This window comes from Pseudarthrobacter sulfonivorans, from assembly GCF_024391045.1.
Classification (GTDB): Bacteria; Actinomycetota; Actinomycetes; order Actinomycetales; family Micrococcaceae; genus Arthrobacter; species Arthrobacter sulfonivorans_B.
Map to the genome: position 1 here is coordinate 146322 of NZ_JANFCZ010000007.1, position 18868 is coordinate 165189.

20 protein-coding genes are annotated in these 18868 nt (G+C 59.9%); 8 read left to right on the forward strand and 12 right to left on the reverse strand.

The window, feature by feature from the left end; all coding sequences use genetic code 11:
- Nucleotides 1-74: 74 nt before the first annotated feature.
- The 4 genes from NQJ30_RS07050 to NQJ30_RS07065 all read right to left on the reverse strand — a co-directional run bounded on the left by NQJ30_RS07050 (nucleotide 75) and on the right by NQJ30_RS07065 (nucleotide 4610).
- A complete protein-coding gene (locus tag NQJ30_RS07050) occupies nucleotides 75-794 on the reverse strand; it encodes a molybdate ABC transporter substrate-binding protein (protein WP_255769128.1) in 720 nt (239 codons plus the stop codon).
- 97 nt (nucleotides 795-891) lie between these two features.
- On the reverse strand, nucleotides 892-1431 hold the full coding sequence (locus tag NQJ30_RS07055; protein WP_255769129.1) for a DUF4265 domain-containing protein: 540 nt from the start codon (nucleotides 1429-1431) through the stop codon (nucleotides 892-894).
- Between the two features lie 958 nt (nucleotides 1432-2389).
- The gene (locus NQJ30_RS07060; RefSeq protein ID WP_255769130.1) at nucleotides 2390-3238 is read right to left on the reverse strand and encodes a LysM peptidoglycan-binding domain-containing protein; all 849 of its coding nucleotides are present in this window, start codon (nucleotides 3236-3238) and stop codon (nucleotides 2390-2392) included.
- A gap of 886 nt (nucleotides 3239-4124) precedes the next feature.
- The gene (locus NQJ30_RS07065; protein ID WP_255769131.1) at nucleotides 4125-4610 is read right to left on the reverse strand and encodes a GNAT family N-acetyltransferase; all 486 of its coding nucleotides are present in this window, start codon (nucleotides 4608-4610) and stop codon (nucleotides 4125-4127) included.
- 115 nt (nucleotides 4611-4725) lie between these two features.
- Here NQJ30_RS07065 and NQJ30_RS07070 point away from each other — a divergent pair, with 115 nt between their 5' ends.
- Together NQJ30_RS07070 and NQJ30_RS07075 are read left to right on the forward strand one after the other, a co-directional pair.
- Nucleotides 4726-5280: a GNAT family N-acetyltransferase gene (locus tag NQJ30_RS07070; protein ID WP_255769132.1), complete on the forward strand. Its 555-nt coding sequence runs from the start codon at nucleotides 4726-4728 to the stop codon at nucleotides 5278-5280.
- A gap of 1081 nt (nucleotides 5281-6361) precedes the next feature.
- On the forward strand, nucleotides 6362-6727 hold the full coding sequence (locus tag NQJ30_RS07075) for a DUF2750 domain-containing protein (protein ID WP_255769133.1): 366 nt from the start codon (nucleotides 6362-6364) through the stop codon (nucleotides 6725-6727).
- 387 nt (nucleotides 6728-7114) lie between these two features.
- Here the strand turns inward: NQJ30_RS07075 and NQJ30_RS07085 are convergent, their stop codons facing one another.
- Nucleotides 7115-7375 (reverse strand): ribbon-helix-helix protein, CopG family, encoded by a 261-nt coding sequence (locus NQJ30_RS07085; protein ID WP_193343053.1) that lies wholly within the window; start codon nucleotides 7373-7375, stop codon nucleotides 7115-7117.
- A 102-nt stretch (nucleotides 7376-7477) separates the two neighbouring features.
- Between NQJ30_RS07085 and NQJ30_RS07090 the strand changes: the two genes are divergently transcribed.
- Nucleotides 7478-7834, forward strand: a complete 357-nt coding sequence (locus NQJ30_RS07090; RefSeq protein WP_255769135.1) for a DUF2750 domain-containing protein — start codon at nucleotides 7478-7480, stop codon at nucleotides 7832-7834.
- Nucleotides 7835-7992: 158 nt separating this feature from the next.
- Here the strand turns inward: NQJ30_RS07090 and NQJ30_RS07095 are convergent, their stop codons facing one another.
- Nucleotides 7993-8613 (reverse strand): T6SS immunity protein Tdi1 domain-containing protein, encoded by a 621-nt coding sequence (locus NQJ30_RS07095; protein WP_255769136.1) that lies wholly within the window; start codon nucleotides 8611-8613, stop codon nucleotides 7993-7995.
- Nucleotides 8614-8869: 256 nt separating this feature from the next.
- On the opposite strand from NQJ30_RS07095, the gene NQJ30_RS07100 reads away from it, so the two are divergent.
- Together NQJ30_RS07100 and NQJ30_RS07105 are read left to right on the forward strand one after the other, a co-directional pair.
- The gene (locus NQJ30_RS07100) at nucleotides 8870-9166 is read left to right on the forward strand and encodes a PASTA domain-containing protein (RefSeq protein WP_255769158.1); all 297 of its coding nucleotides are present in this window, start codon (nucleotides 8870-8872) and stop codon (nucleotides 9164-9166) included.
- 113 nt (nucleotides 9167-9279) lie between these two features.
- Complete coding sequence (locus NQJ30_RS07105; RefSeq protein WP_255769137.1) at nucleotides 9280-9618, forward strand: hypothetical protein; 339 nt, start codon at nucleotides 9280-9282, stop codon at nucleotides 9616-9618.
- Between the two features lie 508 nt (nucleotides 9619-10126).
- Here NQJ30_RS07105 and NQJ30_RS07110 read toward each other — a convergent pair.
- Nucleotides 10127-10534 (reverse strand): SHOCT domain-containing protein, encoded by a 408-nt coding sequence (locus NQJ30_RS07110; RefSeq protein ID WP_255769138.1) that lies wholly within the window; start codon nucleotides 10532-10534, stop codon nucleotides 10127-10129.
- A gap of 170 nt (nucleotides 10535-10704) precedes the next feature.
- Nucleotides 10705-10875, reverse strand: a complete 171-nt coding sequence (locus tag NQJ30_RS07115) for a hypothetical protein (protein WP_255769139.1) — start codon at nucleotides 10873-10875, stop codon at nucleotides 10705-10707.
- A gap of 281 nt (nucleotides 10876-11156) precedes the next feature.
- Here NQJ30_RS07115 and NQJ30_RS07120 point away from each other — a divergent pair, with 281 nt between their 5' ends.
- Both NQJ30_RS07120 and NQJ30_RS07125 read left to right on the forward strand, forming a co-directional pair.
- Complete coding sequence (locus NQJ30_RS07120; RefSeq protein ID WP_255769140.1) at nucleotides 11157-11618, forward strand: hypothetical protein; 462 nt, start codon at nucleotides 11157-11159, stop codon at nucleotides 11616-11618.
- Nucleotides 11619-12333: 715 nt separating this feature from the next.
- Nucleotides 12334-12891: a hypothetical protein gene (locus NQJ30_RS07125; RefSeq protein WP_255769141.1), complete on the forward strand. Its 558-nt coding sequence runs from the start codon at nucleotides 12334-12336 to the stop codon at nucleotides 12889-12891.
- A gap of 118 nt (nucleotides 12892-13009) precedes the next feature.
- On the opposite strand, the gene NQJ30_RS07130 is transcribed toward NQJ30_RS07125, so the two are convergent.
- The 4 genes from NQJ30_RS07130 to NQJ30_RS07145 all read right to left on the reverse strand — a co-directional run bounded on the left by NQJ30_RS07130 (nucleotide 13010) and on the right by NQJ30_RS07145 (nucleotide 17207).
- Complete coding sequence (locus tag NQJ30_RS07130; RefSeq protein WP_255769142.1) at nucleotides 13010-13645, reverse strand: hypothetical protein; 636 nt, start codon at nucleotides 13643-13645, stop codon at nucleotides 13010-13012.
- An 82-nt stretch (nucleotides 13646-13727) separates the two neighbouring features.
- Nucleotides 13728-14393: a suppressor of fused domain protein gene (locus tag NQJ30_RS07135; RefSeq protein ID WP_255769143.1), complete on the reverse strand. Its 666-nt coding sequence runs from the start codon at nucleotides 14391-14393 to the stop codon at nucleotides 13728-13730.
- A gap of 818 nt (nucleotides 14394-15211) precedes the next feature.
- Entirely contained in the window at nucleotides 15212-15721 is a 510-nt protein-coding gene (locus NQJ30_RS07140) for a hypothetical protein (protein ID WP_255769144.1), read from the reverse strand.
- An 892-nt stretch (nucleotides 15722-16613) separates the two neighbouring features.
- Nucleotides 16614-17207: a hypothetical protein gene (locus NQJ30_RS07145; protein WP_255769145.1), complete on the reverse strand. Its 594-nt coding sequence runs from the start codon at nucleotides 17205-17207 to the stop codon at nucleotides 16614-16616.
- A gap of 1047 nt (nucleotides 17208-18254) precedes the next feature.
- Here NQJ30_RS07145 and NQJ30_RS07150 point away from each other — a divergent pair.
- Complete coding sequence (locus tag NQJ30_RS07150; protein WP_255769146.1) at nucleotides 18255-18845, forward strand: J-domain-containing protein; 591 nt, start codon at nucleotides 18255-18257, stop codon at nucleotides 18843-18845.
- Nucleotides 18846-18868 lie beyond the last annotated feature (23 nt).

Below are 18868 nucleotides of genomic sequence, written 5' to 3' on the forward strand. Positions count from 1 at the left end.
TCATCAGATTCTGTTCTGCTTGACGATGCGCTACTTGAAGCTACAACTAAATGTACACTTATTAAGTTGAAGCGTCAAGCTTTTTTCTGAGAAACTTCCAACCCGTTCGCCGCGTAGGCCGTGCGTGCTTCGGGGCCGTGCAGGAAATCGCGCAGTTCCGCGGCTTCGGCAGCCTGGGATGCCGGGCCCAACGCCGACGCGAAGTTCGTGTACTCCTGAATGGCCTCCGGAAGGGGCCCGACGATCTTGGCCTCCGGAACCAGGATCAGTTCACTGAGCTGGTGAATGGCGGCGGCGGCGCGGCCATCCAGCAGCGCCGCCGCCGTGGGGCCGGAATCAATCACGGTGGCCCGGGGCGCAACCTGCTCCGCAATGCCTAGCCTTTCCAGCAGCCCGGCGAAGTAGATGCCGCTGGGTCCGCTGCGGGAGTAGGCCACGGAGCGGGCGCCGGTCACCGCGCTGATGAATGCCTCCACGGTGCTGATGTCCGGAACCGGAGCGTCGGGTGGAACCGCCACACCCACCCCGGTCCGGGCGACGGGCCTGGCGTCCCGCACGATATCCGCAGCGGCAAGGTCCGCCAGGGCGCCGGTGATCCCGACGATCACATCCGGACGGGCGCCTGCCTTAATCCTGGTGAGCAGCCGGAAAGTGGGCTCGAAGACGGCCTCCACCGGCGGCCCTCCTGCCTTGGCATAGGCGGGCAGGATGGTGTGCTCCACGGCCTGTTTGAGTGCAAAGGCGCAGAACAGTGAGAGGGGCCTGGTGTTGTGGCTGGCAGCTTGCGTATTCATCGGAGTCCTCAACGTAGGTACGGTGCCCAATACAGGTACGGTGCTCAGGAGCAGCGGGCGCTCCTCTAAGACATACCCTGTGGAAGCGCGCAGCGTTTTATATGAAGCGAAAACCTAGTTTCCGCCCCGGTTGCTGGGTTCTGCCAGTCTCGTAATACAGAACGCCGTTGCGTTCAAGTGCCTGCAGTCGATCGGCGATTTCCTGCGTCAGAGGTTCACCACATGAAATGGCGAAAAATCGCGGAGACATGACATCAAGCAGGCACCCCAGCTGAGCCAGCTCAACGGCCAGGGGCTCCCATGCGCCGTCGTCGTCCGTCTTTAGCAGGATTCTGAATGTGAAGTTGCGGGCGTCGTGGTCTACGCCTGTTGCTACGAGGGCGTTTTCTCCTGAGCGCATCACGGTCACCCGGTCGCCGAAGTTAATGTCGTAGAGATAAGCCGGCACAGCGAGAATTGTCGCCGTGCCTTCCGCTTCGACACGGCCGCTCAGGCCTTCCCACATTTGCTCGGCATCTGGTTCCGGGGGCAGCGCAAACCATATGGTCTCTTCTGCGTCCAAGGCTTCCGAAAGAGGCTGCAATGTGTCGCCCCGCCAATGTGCCACGACGCTGGGATGTTGCCGGTAATCCGTCACTCGCTGAGACTACCGAGCACAGGACCGCGATGCATCCGGCACGCTGACTAACAGGTGGAACGCGCGGCAGGAAGATCCCTTGGCGGACGGAAACACATGAAGGGAGCCCGCCTTCAGCTGAAATTCACGTGGACTGGCTCGAAGTCGAACGGACCGCCACACCCAGGGCCGTAAGGGCTATCACCCGTCGATCTTGTTGTTATCGGTAGCTCTCCGGCCGTGCGGCTGCCGGACGGGGTTGCCGCCCTTACATAAATTGAGGTGACGCTGGCGGGTGGAGTCAAATACGGCGCAGACTGCGGCACCAGCCACCTTCCCTCGGCATTTCTGGCCACCGCCACAGGAGTGCAGCCCTCCCCGATGCCCCGACGCTTCATAAGGTGAGCGTAACCGTCGGGTCACCAGAATTTGAGAACTGCCGGCGCAACGCCCTTACGGGGATCCTCCACCGGACATCTCTTACTCGTCCCTCTCAGCCTCCGCATGATTCTTCAGTGAGGGGGTCGGCATGCCCGTCTCAGGCACATCACTTCGGGCTTGACCGTCCTGAATGAAAGCAATCCTTATTTGGGTCCCCCACTCAAGAACCGACCATGCGGAAGGATCTTGGGAGGTCACCCAGAACAGCCCCGGCCACGTACGGGAACGCATCCCCGGCCCATCAGGGGGAGCCGGACCGTCTTGGGCTTATGCGCGTTTGCTATGCGGAAGACGTTCCTGCTTACGCACGCTCAAGGTCGTTATCTGCTGCCCTTCGCTCGTCAGCTTGGACGATACCGTCACGGACTGCCGCTCTAACAACGCGATAGAGGACATAGAAGAAGACGGCGGCAAACACTACCGACAGGACAACGAAGTTCAGCGGACCAGCGTCCATAACTCTCCCCAAAGTTTTCAGTTCACTCAGACCTGACTGAGCTTAGCGTCGAGTAGCAAACAGTACTTTGAAAATGAGGCCTCATTGGTGGATAGGTTTGGTCAGGTTCAGGCTGATGGTCTGGCCTGGCGCCAGCTCTCCGGAGGCTAGGTGGGTGAAGTCGTACCAGACGCGGTCTGTGCCGGTGAGTGGCCGGTTCGCCGATTCTAAATCCGCAATCTCCGGCACCCCGAAGCGGAAGGCGATCTGACGCTCTGTGTCCCCGGTTGCCGTGGTGTAGGTCAGGGGAATGCCGTCGGCGTCGGTGGTGAAAGTGCCGTGCGAGCCATCTATTGTAACGTCGCCGGGCATGAGCCTGACCTGGGTGCCTACGGGGATGGGCTGACCAGCGGTCAGGGTCGGATTCCACCGGAGCAACTGGTCGGTAGTGCACCGGAATTTGTACCCGAGGCTGTCGAATGAGTCGCCGTCGACCGTGGTGTAGAAGATGGTCTGGCCGAACGAATTGTTTACGCTTATTCCTCGGCCGGATCTGCTATCAACAGGGTTTTTCTGGAGCTGGATGTGGTTGCCCGCCCGGATAAAGAAGACATTTCCCTTCTCGTACGTGAACGCGACCTTGTTCGCTTCCGCCAACTGCTCATCGGTCAGGTTGAACCGGTAGGTGATGCCGGCCAGGCTGTCTTCGGGCTCTATTGTGTAACCCGTCGGAACGCCGTTTGCGTCAACCACGGCAGCGCCCTTGGCGCCCGGCATGGGACCGTCTGGAATCAGCCGCAGCCTTGTGCCTGGAGCGATAGGAGCTCCGGGCTGGAGTCCGTTGAACCCAGAGACCTTCGCCTCGGACAGCTTGTACGCCGCCGCGACGGACGAGAGGGTGTCTCCCGGAACGGTGGTGTAGAAGTCCGCGTTGCCAAACGAGTCCCGCACGGTTTCTCCACTCAGGGCCGGTTTCGCGGCGGAAGACGCAACTGCAGTGTGGGTGGTCTGGACGGCAACCGGTTCCGCCTGGGCTGGAGCACCCTCATAAGAGCATCCTGCAAGTCCCAGTGACAGCACAACAACCAGCGCTGGCAGGCCAATCGCCCTCTTTGATGTACTGCCAGTTCCCACCATGGATGTGCCCCCAATCAGTCCGGCGTAGCCGGGTCAAGGCCCACACCGGACCAAAAGCGAGCCTAGTGGATGAACCGTGAGCCCGCAGTACTGCCCGGTGAAGGATCCTTGAACGGGCCCTGCGATCACCCAGGGGGTTTAGGTGAAGGGATCAACATAAGGGCAGTCCCAAAGGGGTTTGTGCATAGGTAGGCTTGGTACATGGCGTTGGGGGACGAGACGGAGCCGCAGAGGGCTCCGTCGCACAGGGTGGTTTTGGACTCGTACGCGTTCATCAAGGGCTGGTTAGTCGCTACTTCGCTCTGGACAGGCGTACTGCTCATCGTGGTTGTGGCAGCATATGGCGTTCCCGCCGCGAACGAGGGTAGCCGTAGCGGGTATGTGTGGGGCCTGCTGGGCATGAAGGTTCTCTACAGTGTCGGAATTTCTCTGGTGGTCGGGGCGCCACTTGCCTGGATATTGGCCTATCTCTTGCGGCCAGTCCGGAATCAAAGCATTCACATCGCGGCCTTCTTCGCGGTTCCCACACTCGCGTTCTGGGGTCTGGGAAGCGTCCTAGGTCTCGGCTGGCAACCCCTGCTGCTCCTCCCGTGGGCCACAGTCGGCGCAGCGGCAGCCATATGCCGCTGGGCGATTCGCAAAGACGTGCCTCATCGGGTTGCGCCACTACCCCTGGCCTGACCGCCCGGAACAGGATCCTTTAACGGGCGCTCAGGTCCCGTTCGAAGTAGACGAGCGAATCGTCGCGTGCCACTTCGATGAATCCGTTCTTTGTGAGGACGCGCTGCGAAGCCACGTTATCCAGATTCGTGTTCGCCGCGGCGAGCATCGCACCGTGTTGGCTCGCGTGATTGATGACGAGTACTACCGCGTCCGTAGCCAGCCCGAAGCCCCGAGCGCTCGGTACCAGACCGTAGCCCAATTGGACGCGACCCCGCGCGTCGGGTGGGCCGGAGAAGCCGATTCCACCGACTGCCTGACCATCAGAGTTCCGTCGGATCAAGTACATCGTGAAGTTTGGATCCGGGTCCTTCGATTTAGCAAGCGATCGGAGTGGATTGAGTTCATCTGCGAAGGGGTACTCTGAGTGCCAGTCATCGCCGGGGAGCTCCTCTCGTTCCGCGATGCGCTGAGCAAGCTTCGGCGAGATCGACTCAAGGACTAAACGTGTGCTGCGAATGATCATCACCTGATGATGACAGAATCCGCATGAACGTCGCTGACTGTTCGCCCGCTGAGGGATCGGCTATCGGACGACTATCGTGTCGATGTTTTTCGATGTGACGAGATAGGTTCGAACGATGACGGAAGCCCTGAGGCTGCATAGGCATGAAGACCTCGGCATGATGGAACTTGCCGCAATGCAAAAGCTTTTCGACACCGAGTATCTAAGCGATTACGGCCGATGGAACCCGCACGCGCCTTACGGCTATTCTCCGGCGGATTTCCATGTGCTGGCGTTTCAGGGGTCTGTGTTGGTGGCGCATGTGGGCTTTCAGCGTCGTGTGATCTCAGTAGGAGCCGACGACGTCCTAGTGGCTGGCACGGGAGGCGTGCTGGTTGATCCACGCTTTCGCGGTACCGGTCTCGGCGGCCGAGCTATGCGACACGCTCAGAAAGCGATGCGCGATGAAGCCGAAGCTCACTTCGGTTTCCTCGGATGCCGGAAGGAGGTGGTCCCCTTCTACGAGTCGGCCGGGTGGGTTCAGGTGCACGCCACGGAACGGCGCTTGTCCCGCGCGGACCAGAAATCAGTCATCGTGTCTCAGGAAGGGCCAACGCTCATCTGCTCGTCGACTTGCCATACAAGTGAGTGGCCGAACGGCGACATCGATCTTCGAGGGACGCCCTGGTGACATCATGACTCAGAGCGTCTTCCCGCGTCCGGTAAGGGATCCCTGACCGGACGTCCAGAAACCGGTGCGCGTTTCAGTTCATTGGTCGTACGCTCAGTCACCCCGTGGTTTATCGAGGACATATCGAATAACGTTTGTTGTCGTGGCCAACCTGGCGGTAAGGGCACGAGGGGTTGTCCCGGAAACGGGTTCAAGAAGGCCAGGAAGTAGACCTCCACGTGACGCCACCTCCTCCTCTCGCTTGCAACAGCAACATTCCCGGAGTCAAAGTTCCGTAAGCATCGGTCGGCATAAACGCAGCTAATAAGACCGGAGCCTGAGGAAGCCGAAACGAATCGGGGCGCCAATGCATCGACCAGGTTAGAGTGCCGGGGGCTGCCCTGGCATGATTTGTGGATGATTGCTTCCCGCCCTGGCTGCTTTGTTTCACGGCCCTTGGAAGACCGGACATTTTCTTAGGCGGCTGGGGTGGAGGCATGGGACCTTAGCGTGGACGGAGAATTCGAAAGTGCAATGCCGTGATTGAATCAATGCCCGGCCGGCCTAAAGCACTCTCCGTCGGAGTCATTGTCGGCGGCTTTACTGCCCAGAGTAAGGTCTGGCGGGAGGCGCTCATGCGATTATCAAGGGATCTGTCGGGCATAGCGTGCCAGATTGAGTCGGATTTCAGAATTAATGTCGAGTTCCACGTCCCTGGGCATATTGCCGGTCCTGAGTTCCAAGGAGTTCGCACAGGGACGTTCCGCAAGGCCGACCGCCACCTAAAGGTTCAGATAGCGGTACCGAACGACCCCCCCGGCTGATCCGTATGCATACTGCGTCCACGCCATCTGGGATGCCGTGGACGCAGCCGAAGCCTGGTCCGTGCCTCGGCGTCTGGAATTCGACGCCGAGCCATTTCGGTCTGTGCTCGCCCTGTTGAACGAAATTCCTTCCGGGTAGTTTGCTGGACGGGCTGAGCATAAACTGCCGTCCCTCTTAAGTACGGGCCTGGCATGCCCGTAGTTCGATCCCTCAAGGGGACCTTTGTTCGGGGAATCTCTTTCAGAGCCGATTGAGGGCAGTGATTTAGGCTGTGCGTGTGAGTATAAGCGCAGCCCAGACGAGCCGTTTCTACCAAGAGGTCATCTTGCACCAGCAAGTCTGGGGAATCCGTGATTCAGGCGGTTTCCCTGCACCCCACAATGGAGATGGCGAACGCAGCATGCCGTTCTGGTCGCTCCGAAGCAGAGCCGAGAAAGTGATCAGCAGCATTCCGGCGTATAGCGCGTTCGAAATAGAGGAAATCCCTCTCGCTCTGTGGCGCACGCAGTGGATTGATGGACTCGACCGAGATGGCATTCTCGTGGGTCTCAACTGGTCGGGCGTTCGCGCAACGGGGTATGACATTCAGCCGATTGAAGTCCGTGCCCGGCTCGAGGCCAGCGAAGGGACCCTAACAAAATGATGAGACCTGCCCGGTAAAGGATCTCTGACCGGACGCGAGTGCTTTCGACGTTTCTGCCCCGCGCGGCCGCGGTGGCCTCCTCCGCAAACGGCAGCCGCCTTTCTAACGCACAGCCCGGGGGTCGTCTCGGTGCTCCGGGGAGAGGGGGGTGCTAGCCAAGCATTCCGAAGTATTGGGGGCGGCACTTCATCGCGTGGATGAGTTCTTCGCTACCGTCATCCCAGACCAGCACCACGAGTTCCAGTAGTCGGCCGTGGGTATCAAAACCAAGACGGAGGAACCTGCGCGGGTCCTCATCGTCCAAGGGGACCGATACCAGTGGCCAGGTCGCCGCCTCGATCCCGTCCGCGGAACTGATCCCGTGCTTATGTGCGGAGCGGCGGACGATCACGCCGCGTGCGACCAGGCGGCCAAGGCGGCCCGGATCGCTTCGGAGCGATTGAGGTGCTCGCGCTCCGCACGTGCCATTACGCCCGCAAGTTCCTCGGCCGTCAGTCGTACGGGAATAACCTGTGACGCTTCCGCGCCCCGAGCGGGGCGCCCCATCCGCGATTTCAGCTCCTCGACGTCGTAACCCGCCTCGGCTTCCTTAACCCATTGATCGATCTCGGTTTCCGAGATCTCCCGTCCCTGCATTCTGCGCTCCATACAGGCAATCGTATTACGAATGTTACGCACTGGCTACGGGGCCTTACCGTTGTCCGCAAGGGGATCCTCGTACGGGACAACGCCTTCTGGCACGATGTGGTTATGAACATCAGTGCTGCGCAGGCAAGCGCGTTTTACGACGAAGTCCTCGGAGGCAGGATGGTTTGGACCGTTCACGACCAAAACGGATATCCGGCACCTGTTGGGAAGGATAGGCAACGAAGCATGCCTTTCTGGTCGTTGATGACCCGTGCCGAAAGGATCGTGTCCTCGGTGGCTGCCTACAAGGACTTCCAGATCGTTTCAATTCCTCTGGACGAATGGCGCTCAAAGTGGCTCCCAGGCCTCGAACAAGACCGGATCCTGGTAGGGGTTAATTGGTCTGGATCCCGCGCCACTGGGTTCGACGTCGCACCCTCCGCCATATTGGACTCCTTGTCAGTTCGGGAATCCTTGTAATTGGCTTTGCATCGGTTGCCTGTTCCGTAAGACGTTCCCCTTCGGGGACAGAAGTTATGCAGGGCCTAACCCTTCGGAACGGCTGGGCAGTAACGACTTCGTACGGGCCGGAGGAAAACGTATCCCCTCTATTAACCTTCACCGCAGGAAGCCCTGCCTCAGTTACCTATCCCCAAGCTTGAAATTGAAGCGCCATCCGGAAGATCGCGGGTGGCGACTATGAGCTGTCCCATGATTGACCAGTAGACGTCGATGTCAGTTAGTTCCAAATTTGATTCATCGTCGCTGCCTCCGAGAAACAGGGGCGTTTTGTAGCCGATGCACTGATTGAACTCAGGTGCGGGCCCGCCCCCGGCGCACCAATCCTCAAGAGCTTCGGGAAACAAGCAGGAATCCCTGTATCTGAAGAGTGCGTAGTCGTGGAAGTCAGAGAAGGCAACGGGTACCTCCAATGCTTCTCCGGTTCCTGGTTCCAAGAGCACTACCCCAGGTTTCTCAGCCGAGCCTCTCCGGAAGTCGAGGGCAAATTGGCGCCCCAACCAGTCGAATCCGAAACAAAGCAGGGGTGCCTTGAGGGCGGGAAATGCAAATGCAGCGGCTTCAGAGGCTTCCCTGGACGAGGCGACGTCGTGAACGCGGTAAAGGCCACCCTCGAAAGTTGTACCACCGTATGTCTCGAAGAGGTTTTGGAGGATTGGAACCGCATCATCGGGCGTATTTCTTGAGGCGGCGGACTCTCGGGACGATGGCGTAAAGCTCTTGGCAAAAGTTTCAAACATCGTGATTAGCATTCCTACGAGTCGGACATTTGCATAAGTCTAGGCCTCGGCAGTAAGTGCCCCGACCGCATGGTGTGATCACAAGTGACGTGAACAGCCACTGGAACGAGCACCAGCACCAAACTGTCCCGCTGAGGGTTCCTCTACCGGGCGCCGCACCCGGTAGCCAACAGTATTGTGGTGGGCAGAAGGTTCGGTTGCACCCTTCTTGCTGTTCAGGCTCACAGGAGGTGCCGAGATGGTTGAACGTCGAATGATGACTGTTCCCGATCTTGTTGGGCAGCCTGTGCATGTTGCGCAAGAGATGGCGGCGGACATTGGGTTTGGTCTCGCAGCCGGGGACCCTGACGGGCCTGGGCTCCGTTCGCGTACGTGGCCGGGGCTGTTTTGGGTGACCTCCCAAGATCCTTCCGCAGGGTCGGTCCTTGAATGGGGGAGCCAAATTAGGATTACTTTCGTTCAGGACGGTCAAGCCCGAAGCAGCGTGCCGGAGCAGACGGGCGGGCCGACCCCTTCATTGCTGAGTCATGCGGAGGCTGAGAAGGACGACTGAGAGATGTCCGGTAAGGGATCCTCTACCGGGCGCGAGGAGACCAATGCCCAATCTTCTGAGTTGGGTCGAAGTCGACCCAACTCCGGGGATTGTCTGATCGATAGTCTTGCTTCATGGCCTACGAAAATCGCTCTACTTCGCCTTCACCCCTAGCCGCGGTTGGCTTGGTCGTTGTCGGCTTGTTGATCCTTTGGATGGCGCAGCCAATCCTGCCTAGCTGGGGATGCGCGGTCAGCTTTTCGGCGATGTGTCCTCCGCATTTGTTGCCTGTTCGAGCTTCACTGATTAGCGCCGGCATCCTTTTCGTACTGCTCGCAGCTCTCATCGTCGGCATCATTATTTTCCCCAGAGCAAAGGGCTGGACAGATGGTTTAGCGCGAAGCGCCGTCTTCGTCGTGCCGGTGGTCCTGATCCTGACAGTCGTCGCGCACTTTCTGGTACCACAGCCCTGAATAGAGTCCGCCTAATGCGAATTGCATCCGCGCAATCGGATTCAGGCTGACCTACCTGTCCGGTCAGGGATCCTCCACCGGCAATCAAAAGCGACCAGTCCTCGATGTTTCCTGCGACCTTAGTTCTGGCGCTTCCACCGGATAAGTCCCGCAACGAAGAGAGCGAGACCGAGCAGCATAACGGCCACGGCTGCAACCCAGAGCGGGCGATCCGTGGGCGTCATCTCAACCATTTTCCTGAAGGTCTCTGGACCAACGGCTGGGTTCACATCCAGACCCAAGTCCTCCAGTCTCATGTAACGGGCGAACGAACTCACGCGCAGAGTAGCCCACACCGTGAATCCAAGAACTACGAAGGCCGCTCCAGTTCGTCTGAGCCGTCTTTTAGTTGAGTTCGTGGACTGTTCCATGATTTGTCTATCCCCCTGACCCGACTCAGAGCAGTATTACGCAAGTCCCATGAACTTCCCGTCAAGGGATCCTCTACTGGACGGCTGTAGCAGTATGTTCAGCTTTCGAGTATGCGACGTTTGGCTGCGGAAAATTCCTCTGTGCTGAGGGCGCCCTTCGAATAGAGGTCTGTGAGAAGGGCAAGATCCGCTGCGACCGAGTGCGGTCCAGTGCTGCCATTGTTCACATGGCGATTGCCAGCCCCGCCAGAAGCAGCAGCTGTGGCCTTCGTTCGGCTCTTTGTCAGTGCGTACAAAACAAGCACGATGGCGCCAAGAACCGCTACGGCAATCCCGAGCGGCATGGATAAGTCCGAATGGGAGGCTGTCCCTATGATTGCGATGGCTACTCCCGCGCAAACCAAAACGACGCCAGATACCCAGCGAGCCGTCTCACGAAGGGACTGCTTCCCTTTGAACTCAAACAAGTACCCGTCGGCAGGACGGGGAACCGCGTGCTCGTTCATGTGCTGAAGCCTAGCTTCAACCTGGATTCTTGAACATCCCGATTTTTCTGGGGAGCCTCACCGCCGCCCGTAAGCCGATCCCCTTCCGGACTGGGAACCAGCAAATAGCGCCGGTTTGTCAGCTGTCCTCGAGACTTTGACCGGCCGAGTTCGGTACCCCGGGCAAGCCATTACGGCTTTTGTAGGTTTTCCCGCCTTACCCGACGAAATTGTTGAAGGGCGGCGATTGTCCCAATGGCGGCCATGCCCAGGCCGGCAAGGAGGGATCCTGTATTTAGGTTGAGGAATGCCAGCACGACGCCACATACGGCGACGAGTGCGTAGAGAAATACGTTGATCACAAGTCACTCCTGTTGTTAGAGCTATTGTCCGGCTCGCGCCTCCACCCGAAGTTGGCACACGCACCTTTCAGTTAGCCGTGCCGTCAGCGTAACCTACACCGTGCCCGTTAGCCGATCACTCAACGGACGCCTTTAGATTCCGTTGGGCCACCGGCTAACGGGCACATCGGTTCACTCGTAACCATGTGGTGGAAGCAGCAGGCCAGCTGGGTCTTCTTCCGCTGACCAAGCTAGTAGTTAGACCCAGAAGTGCCGAGTGCGTAAATGGTTGGATGGCAGACATGGAGAATTTGAGTGGCAGCAAGTCTTGGACGCGAATAGCGGCGGCGGCCCAGCTGATGCATGTTGGCGGACGTATCGTGCCCAGCACGCTCGCGCTTAGCGTTCTCCTCTGGCTTATCCCCGGGATGGGCTACGGCCTCGCGACCTTGGTCCGGTTCCTGTTCATCCCGGCAGAGATCCGCGATTCAGGCTATTTCCACTACGGCATCCTGCTCCTGGTGGCGCTGAGCACCATTGTCGCCCTGGCCCTGCCAATCCTTATGTTGTACCGGGTGCGCGCGGCCAGGCTTCTCCTCACAGTAATCGCCGTGCTGTTCACCGCCGCGCTTTCCACGAACCCAACCACACAGGCGCTGGGAGCATATGCCGCGGTCCAAGCCGGCACGATCCTTATGTGGCTCTCACCATCAAACCGGTACCTGGACCGACGTCTTTTCGGCGGGAAAGAAACTCGGCTCTAGGCCAGCTCACGCTAACTACGGGCACGTGGATTCAATTCGCACGCCACGTTAGCAACTGACCATCTCACTGAGCTGGTGCTGCGAACACACAGCCATGCAGAACAGCGGCCTGTAGTGGTGGGGCGCCCGGTGAAGGATCGCTTACCGGCCGTCCTACTACGGTCGAGCTGGAAGCCTCCGATGACCCTCCCTCGGCCACGGACTAAGGCCCGTTGCAGGTGTGCAGTACTGGCGCTCGACCCCTTATATGAGCTGGATCCGGCACCTTCTTCCGGTTGCCCCCCGCGTGGCGCGGAGAATGGCGAGCTGGGACGGCCGCTTCGCATCAAATGACGTACGCTGAATTTTGTGAAACTTTGGCGAAGAAAGATACTGAATGGATACGGCCTCAATCCTCCTTTCTGCTTTAACAATATTTGTTGCAACATCCTTTGTTATCTACCTCTGCGTTCGGATTGTTGACTATTTCAGCCGAAGAGTAGACGACTATGAGCAAGTGAGGCACTCTCCTTGGTTGGCAAATTCTTAAGAATATTGTCGCAATGCTGAGAATGAGGGATTTCCGCCTATCAAGGAAGGACAGCTTAGAGACTTCTATATACGTGACGTTGAACGGAGTAGAGCCAGAAAACGCAGCAAGCCAGCGCCATAATTCGTCTGCAAGATCAAGATTGACCGGGTTCGCTTAGGCTGGTGCCATGTCCTGGGTGCCAGTATGACTCGAAAAATCAGTGTGATGCTCACGGCTGCGTTCGTTGTACTGATGATCACCTCGTGCACATCCAAGGTGCCTGGCGAAACAGCTTTGGACACCACTTCACCGTCCCTGAACCAGACTTTCGATTGCACGGATGCGATTAGGACAGCGTCGACCCTTGCCGAAGTCGCCCCAGATCCCATCGCCGGCGGGGTAATGGCCATCACTGGCGGCGCTCCGGGGAGCCCGACGGATCCAATCCAATTAGGAACCGCCGCGGGCGACGATGGGTTCCGATTCGCCAAGGTCGGGATAGCAATCAGGGCCGGGGAGAAATTCACGATCACCGTTCCGCAAACCTGGCAGAACCGAATGAGAGTCGGATGGGGCAACCACGGTGAAGTTTTAGCCACGACATTGGATGTCCCCGGTTGTTCTTCCACGCCGCCTGGTGCCGACTGGCTGGTCTATCCAGGGGGATTCCGGCTCAAAACGGCAGCTTGTGTCCCGTTAACAATTCAAACCACCAACGAGATCCGAACAATCAACGTTCCGATCGGTACGTCCTGCCCGTAGCACCTCGCGGCTGCCTGGGAGGGCCCGACCGACCCTAATGGCAAGGGAGCACCTTCAGATGTCCGGTAATGGATCCTTCACCGGGCGCGGATGAGATCCGCACGGGGATGGGCAGTGGCTAGACGATGGCTCCGTTGTTGAGTTGTAGGCGCTTGGAGCGGCGTGGGAGCCCGCAGGCCCAGAATTCGATCATGAGCCCGGCTGTCGCGGCTCCTCCTGCTTCAATCCAGGACGACGACCAAGATCCTTCCGGGGTGGGAATTGGGAAGGCAAGCACCACCACCGCGAGCCCCAGCAGAACCTCCACGCCGGCCTGGAACGGCCGGGCGCGGTACTCGGGGTAGGCCAGCCGGACCAAGGGGACGATAGGCAGTACGAATAATCCAGGGCTGAAGACCACGAAGATCACGTTGAATGTGAAGATGAGCAGACCGAGCACCAGCAGGCCCAAGAACTTCAGGACCTGCAGTACGGGGAGTGGGTTCGCCGGCGTCCATCGGCTCAGCAGCAACCCCCAAGCCGGTAGTCCAAGCAGCCAGCCGCCGGCCCAGAGCCCGAAGTTCAACAACGCCAGGACCACGAGCAGGGCACCAGGCAGCAGGAATGCCGTGGCCTGTCGCAGCGACGGAGGCCTCCTGGTCGGGACGAAGATGCACGCACCGATAAGGAGATATGCGACCACGTACCAGGGCAGTAGCTGGATCACGGGCACCTGGGACAGTCCAAACACCAACAGCGTCAGCGAAGCGATCATCACGCACCCCGGCGAACGCCCAGGGCCGGCGAGCAAGGCCTGGCACAGCATCCCCCAATGTCATGAATCGCACTTTACTGGCTTAAACGCGTTCCGGAAGCCTTGCCATACATGGCAACTGTGCTGCAGTGAGGCAGCGCCCGGTAAAGGATCCTGTACCGGCCGCGGCGACCATCTGTGGGGTGTGGACTGGCAGCGAAGGTCGGTGCCAGTCCGTCAGGTCCGTGTCGTGTTCGGCCAAGAGGTCTTCCAAGGCCGGCCAGCCATGCGTCGCGACAAAGGCAGCTTCGGCGGGATAGAGCGGCATGAGCCAAGAGATGACGATCGGCCCCTCGGGGTCCTCACATGTCGCGAACGCTTCAGGCTGGTAGACGGGGATACCGAAGTAGAAGGCTTCAAGGCCGGTGTCGGGATCCAGCGGCCCCCACGGGCCTATGACCTCACCGCGCAGAGGCGCCCGCCCCTGGTGGATCACACCATCCACGAGCTGCTGCAAAATCGACGGGACGAAGCGCTCAAAGTGGCCACTTCGGACCATTATCAGGAGCTCCATCCGGACGGGCGCCTTACCCGGCACGGCCAGCGGGTACCGGCTGAGACCCAGAGTCGAATACGAGGTCACACCCTCTATCGGCCCGTCAACGAGCCTGATGACCTGCGCATGCTGCGGGTGGCCGTCTGCATCCTTTGACCACCCCACGGCAATGGTGCCCAGATACTGTTCAAGGTGCTCGACAAGGTGTGCCATGGGCCAACCCTACCGACGGTTTAGTGTTCGATGGCTTTGCGGTCCATGGACTTGAGCGCGGCGAGCCGGGCCATCCTATGGGGCATCCGCGCCAGCTCCGACCCACTGAGAAGGAAGCTGTTCGCCCGGAAGGAGCACCTTATCACTGAGCGTTCCTCGCGGTACACCAAGACGCGACTTGCCGAGCGTTCGGTAAAGGATCCTTTACCGAACGCGGCTTCCGCTGGCGCCCGGCGAACGATGATTCTCCAAGCCACAAATGAGGCTCATTCGTTCACCGCACCAGTTGACTGCACCGCTAGGCTCAGGGCATGGGCAGGAGGAATTGGAAGAAGCAGCCAACCAAAGCTGAGGCAGTGGTTATGTGCCTCCTCGCCGTGTCGCTATTCGCCAGCAACTTATACGGCGTGCTCGCAGAGGGCAACAGAACAACAGTCGGGTATTGGATTTCGCAGGCCTTGAACATATGTCTGCTGCTATTCGGCCTCTGGTGGTAGCGCCGGGCCGGGAGGAAGTCCCCAACGCAACCCTAAGACGCGTCACGTCCATTCAGCGATCCCCAATCGGGCGTCTAGGGCGTCTGATCCGGCCTGTTGTCTGATGAATGCCGGAATTCTTAGGGATAGGCGAGATACGCAAAGCCGACCGGCTGTGTCACGCCGTGCGGCTCACCAGGATCATGCTCCAGCCTCACTCGCGGGTACGAGGATCTTGCCTCGGACCTTAGCCCATCTACACTTCCACTCCGAGCACTCGATCTCGGCCTCCATTCCTGACACTGCAGCAGCAACCTCATCAAGTCCAGCAGCAACAGCAGGTTAAAGACCTGGTGAGCAGGTGCCGCGTCCGAGGGCCGCTAGTCCTGTGAGGTCGCCACTGGCGTAGGCGTATACCCCAAAGCCTGCTTCCGGGTACATCAGCTGGCTTGCGTCATCGACGTGGTCCAGTCCGACGAGGTGGGCGAGTTCATGGGCGATGGCTGCTGGTGTCAGTGTGGGGCCTTCGACGGCGGAACCTTCGGCAAGGGCGGGGGCGTTCAGGACCACTTGGCCTGTGACATATACGTAGGGGTCTTTGGTGCTGGGTGAGACGGCTTGACTGCCTGCGAAGCCGAGGATGTCGCCGATCTTTTCCCCTTCTTGCACCCTTGTGAATTTCGGGGATTCTTCTGGAGTGGACCAAGCAACCAGGACGGGTGCCCAGCGGTCGCCGTAGCTGTCCGGCTGGTACATGGGCCGCTGCTCTGATGGGGCTTCGAGGGTCTCGCCGTCGTTGATGAATTGCAAGCCAGTGACACGTGAGAGTTCGTTGAACCCTGCGTTGATCATCTCCTGGCCGCCCTGAGGGGCGTTCGCAGCCCTCGTGACGTAGTGGATGGGACGGCAAGGGTCGTAAGCGACAGTGTCCTGTTTCAGGTCGGGAAGGCCGAGGAATGCATAGGAGTCACTTTGTGTCGTGATCGGCGCTGGGCTTCCTAGTGGCGTGGGCTGAGATTCCCTCCCGGGTGTGGGGCTGGTCTTGGAACGGCTATTGGGTGTGGTTGGAGCGGCCGTTGTCGGCACCGCTGCTTCGCTGACGGGAGCGGCGGCAGATGGTGCTTCGACCACCGGTTCCGCAGCTACTGGCACACCTAGGAGTTGGCCTTGCGGGCGAAGCCCTGCAGGCCTACCAGACAGGTCCCCTGCCTGGTAGGCCTGCAGGGCAATGACTAAGCCAGCCGAGATAAGAGCCAAGACAAACCGGACGTCGGATCGCTTCTTCACCGGCCCAGGTCGACTGGCTTGCTGATCAAGCTCCGCGCCCAGTTCTTCTCGTATCTCACCATAGGCAGGGCGCGGCAGGGTAGGTCTAACCACGGGGACAACCTCTACTCCCGGCCTCTTCTCGTGAACTTCCTCTGAAGGCACACAGCGCGTTGATGGTGGCCTTTCCGGGCCCTCGCTAGCCGTCACGGGGCAGTCAGAGCAAGGACGATGGCGGTACCTTCATCCGCCCTGTCGTGTTCCATCCCACATGAAGAGTAGCCGGATCCCGTTGCCGTTGGTCGCATATTTTCCCCTGTTATTGGCCGCTTTGGACGGCATATAAGTAATGAACGATGTCTGAAGCAAAAGCGGAGTTTTCGCGGCGACGCCCGCAAGGGGGGATTGCCTGTCCGTTCTCAACAACAACTGATTCTGAACGCGAGCCTGCAAAGCCCCGGGCCCGGGAAGCCCTTAGCTAGCTGCCCCTGGTGTGGGCGAACAGTTGGCGCAGGGTGAAGAAGCAACCCAAGGCGCTGAACAACAAGGCAACCAGAAAGTCGCCCGCGTACCCGTCCACCAGGTCCCGGTTGGTGGAAAGGTTGTAAAGGAGCAGGTCCCAAGTTCCGGCGTCGGTCAGCATCGTTAGCGGAGAACCGCCGCCAAGGTATTTTGCTGCGTCCAAGAGCATGCCTCCCCAGAAGGAAAGCAGGACGGTCCCGAGCGTTACAGCTGTGACCACCCACGCGCCGCGGCGGCTGATCATTCCACCGGTCCCCAAGACGTACAAACGGGCCGCCAGAGTAGCGGCGATAAAGGCAACAATGGATGCCATCCAGCCCATGTTCCACAGCACCAGCCAGGCGGCAACGCCAACGGGAACAACCGCCATTGCGAAGAGTGCACCACGGACCACATCCTCACCGGCTGCACGGACCGGCACTGCGGCGTGGGACTGGCTGGCCGGGGGAGTCCATACCTCGGGTGTCCGGAGCCCGAACTGGGGTTCGGCGGGAGCGCCGCCGTCACCCTCTCCGGGCTGTGATGCATCGAATTCTGCGCGCTCTGGCATGGTTCCCCCAATATGTGTGATGTGCAAATCCCGCTTATTGTCACACGGTTCGACCAAATTTCTGACACGGATGCCGAAGCGGGTAGAGCTCACCTCCTCATTGCCAATTTTTAACAATTGTGCGGGTCGCAGGCGTTGGACTTGTTCATGCTGACGCCAAATATTTGAGCCATAGGTAATTCCCCAATAGTTGTGCCTGATCCTCGGGCGCCCCTGAGCCGATCCCTACGGGACAGCCGCGGGACTGAACAGCGGCGTCTCCACGGCGCCAAGTGGCGTCCCGTTGCCAGCGCAAACGTCCTCTTGTGCAATCAATTACGTCGAGGTCTTGTCCACTGCGGATGTCGGTAAATCGATCTGCGTCGACGGCCTGAGAGACCAACGATTTGAAGTACAGGCCCCGCCGGGAGCCGCCACGGATGAACGTCTGCACGACCCGAGCGATCGTAAACAATCATCAAATCGTCACCTTCGAGGTAGACGTACCCCTCCATAACACTGCCGTCAATCGAAGTGAGGGGATCCCCCACAATGATTTCGACTCGGTCATCGGCCATTATTAACGGAAGCAGGGCGGTACAAGCCTCCGGTTGCCACGCTTTCGGCCACGAGATTGACTCCATGGCACCATACTTCCTCATGCTTGGGTCCGCCTAGCCTGCGCCCGTTAGCCGGTCGTCCACCGGACGCCGAGCCCCTGTCCCGGGGGTTTCTTAACCTCCGCATGATTCCGACGTTGCCGGATTCCCGTATACCCCGCCCGAATAAATGCCCGGTGACGGTGCCCTATACGCTACAGTCCGAGGCGCCCTAATCGGCTATGCGCGCTGCTCGACGAGCATCGTTCGTGGAGACCGACCTTGATCGCCCCCTGCCGGCCTAGGCTTCCACCGCGCGCGACAGTGCCCCAGGATCGATGAAGACAATTGCGATGACGTCAGGCACTCCAGTTGACTCCCGCGCCGCGGCCGCGCCGTTGAAACCTGAAACTGACCCTTGAATACTGGTAGGACGAGGGCTGGGACGGTCGGGGAGGAGGTGGCGGTCATGAGCGGCGACAGCGTTTTCAGGCGCCGGCTGGAGCGGGCCGCTGAGCTCCGCTCCTACCGCGGGGCGGGCATCAGCGCCGCGGAGGAAGCCGAGCTTGAGGCGGCGGAGGCGCGGGAACGTGACAAACGCAAAAAGGTGGACGACGCCCGGCGGGCCGAGTACCTCATCCGGGATGCCATGGCGCAGGGCAAGTTCGATAACCTCAAATACGCGGGCAAGCCCATCCCGGGACTCGGTGAAGCGTACGATCCGGACTGGTGGGTCAAGGGCCTGATCCAGCGGGAAAACATCAGCGGGCTGGGGCCCAAAGCCATCCTTCTGCGCACCGAAGACGCCGAACTGGACGCCCGCCTGGATGCCCAGTTCACCGAAAAACAGGTCCGGGACATGCTGGCTGACTTCAACGCCCGGGTGGTCGACGCCCGCCGCCAGCTTCAGGGTGGCCCGCCGGTCATCACGAAAACGCGGGACGCGGATGCCGAAGTTGCGCGCTGGCACGAGCGCCGTGCGGCGCGGCTCCAGGCCGCACCGCCCGAACCGGAGCCGAAACGCAGCTGGTGGCAGCGGCTGTTGCGGGGAACCACCTAGAGCGGGAACCACTGGGGCGGACG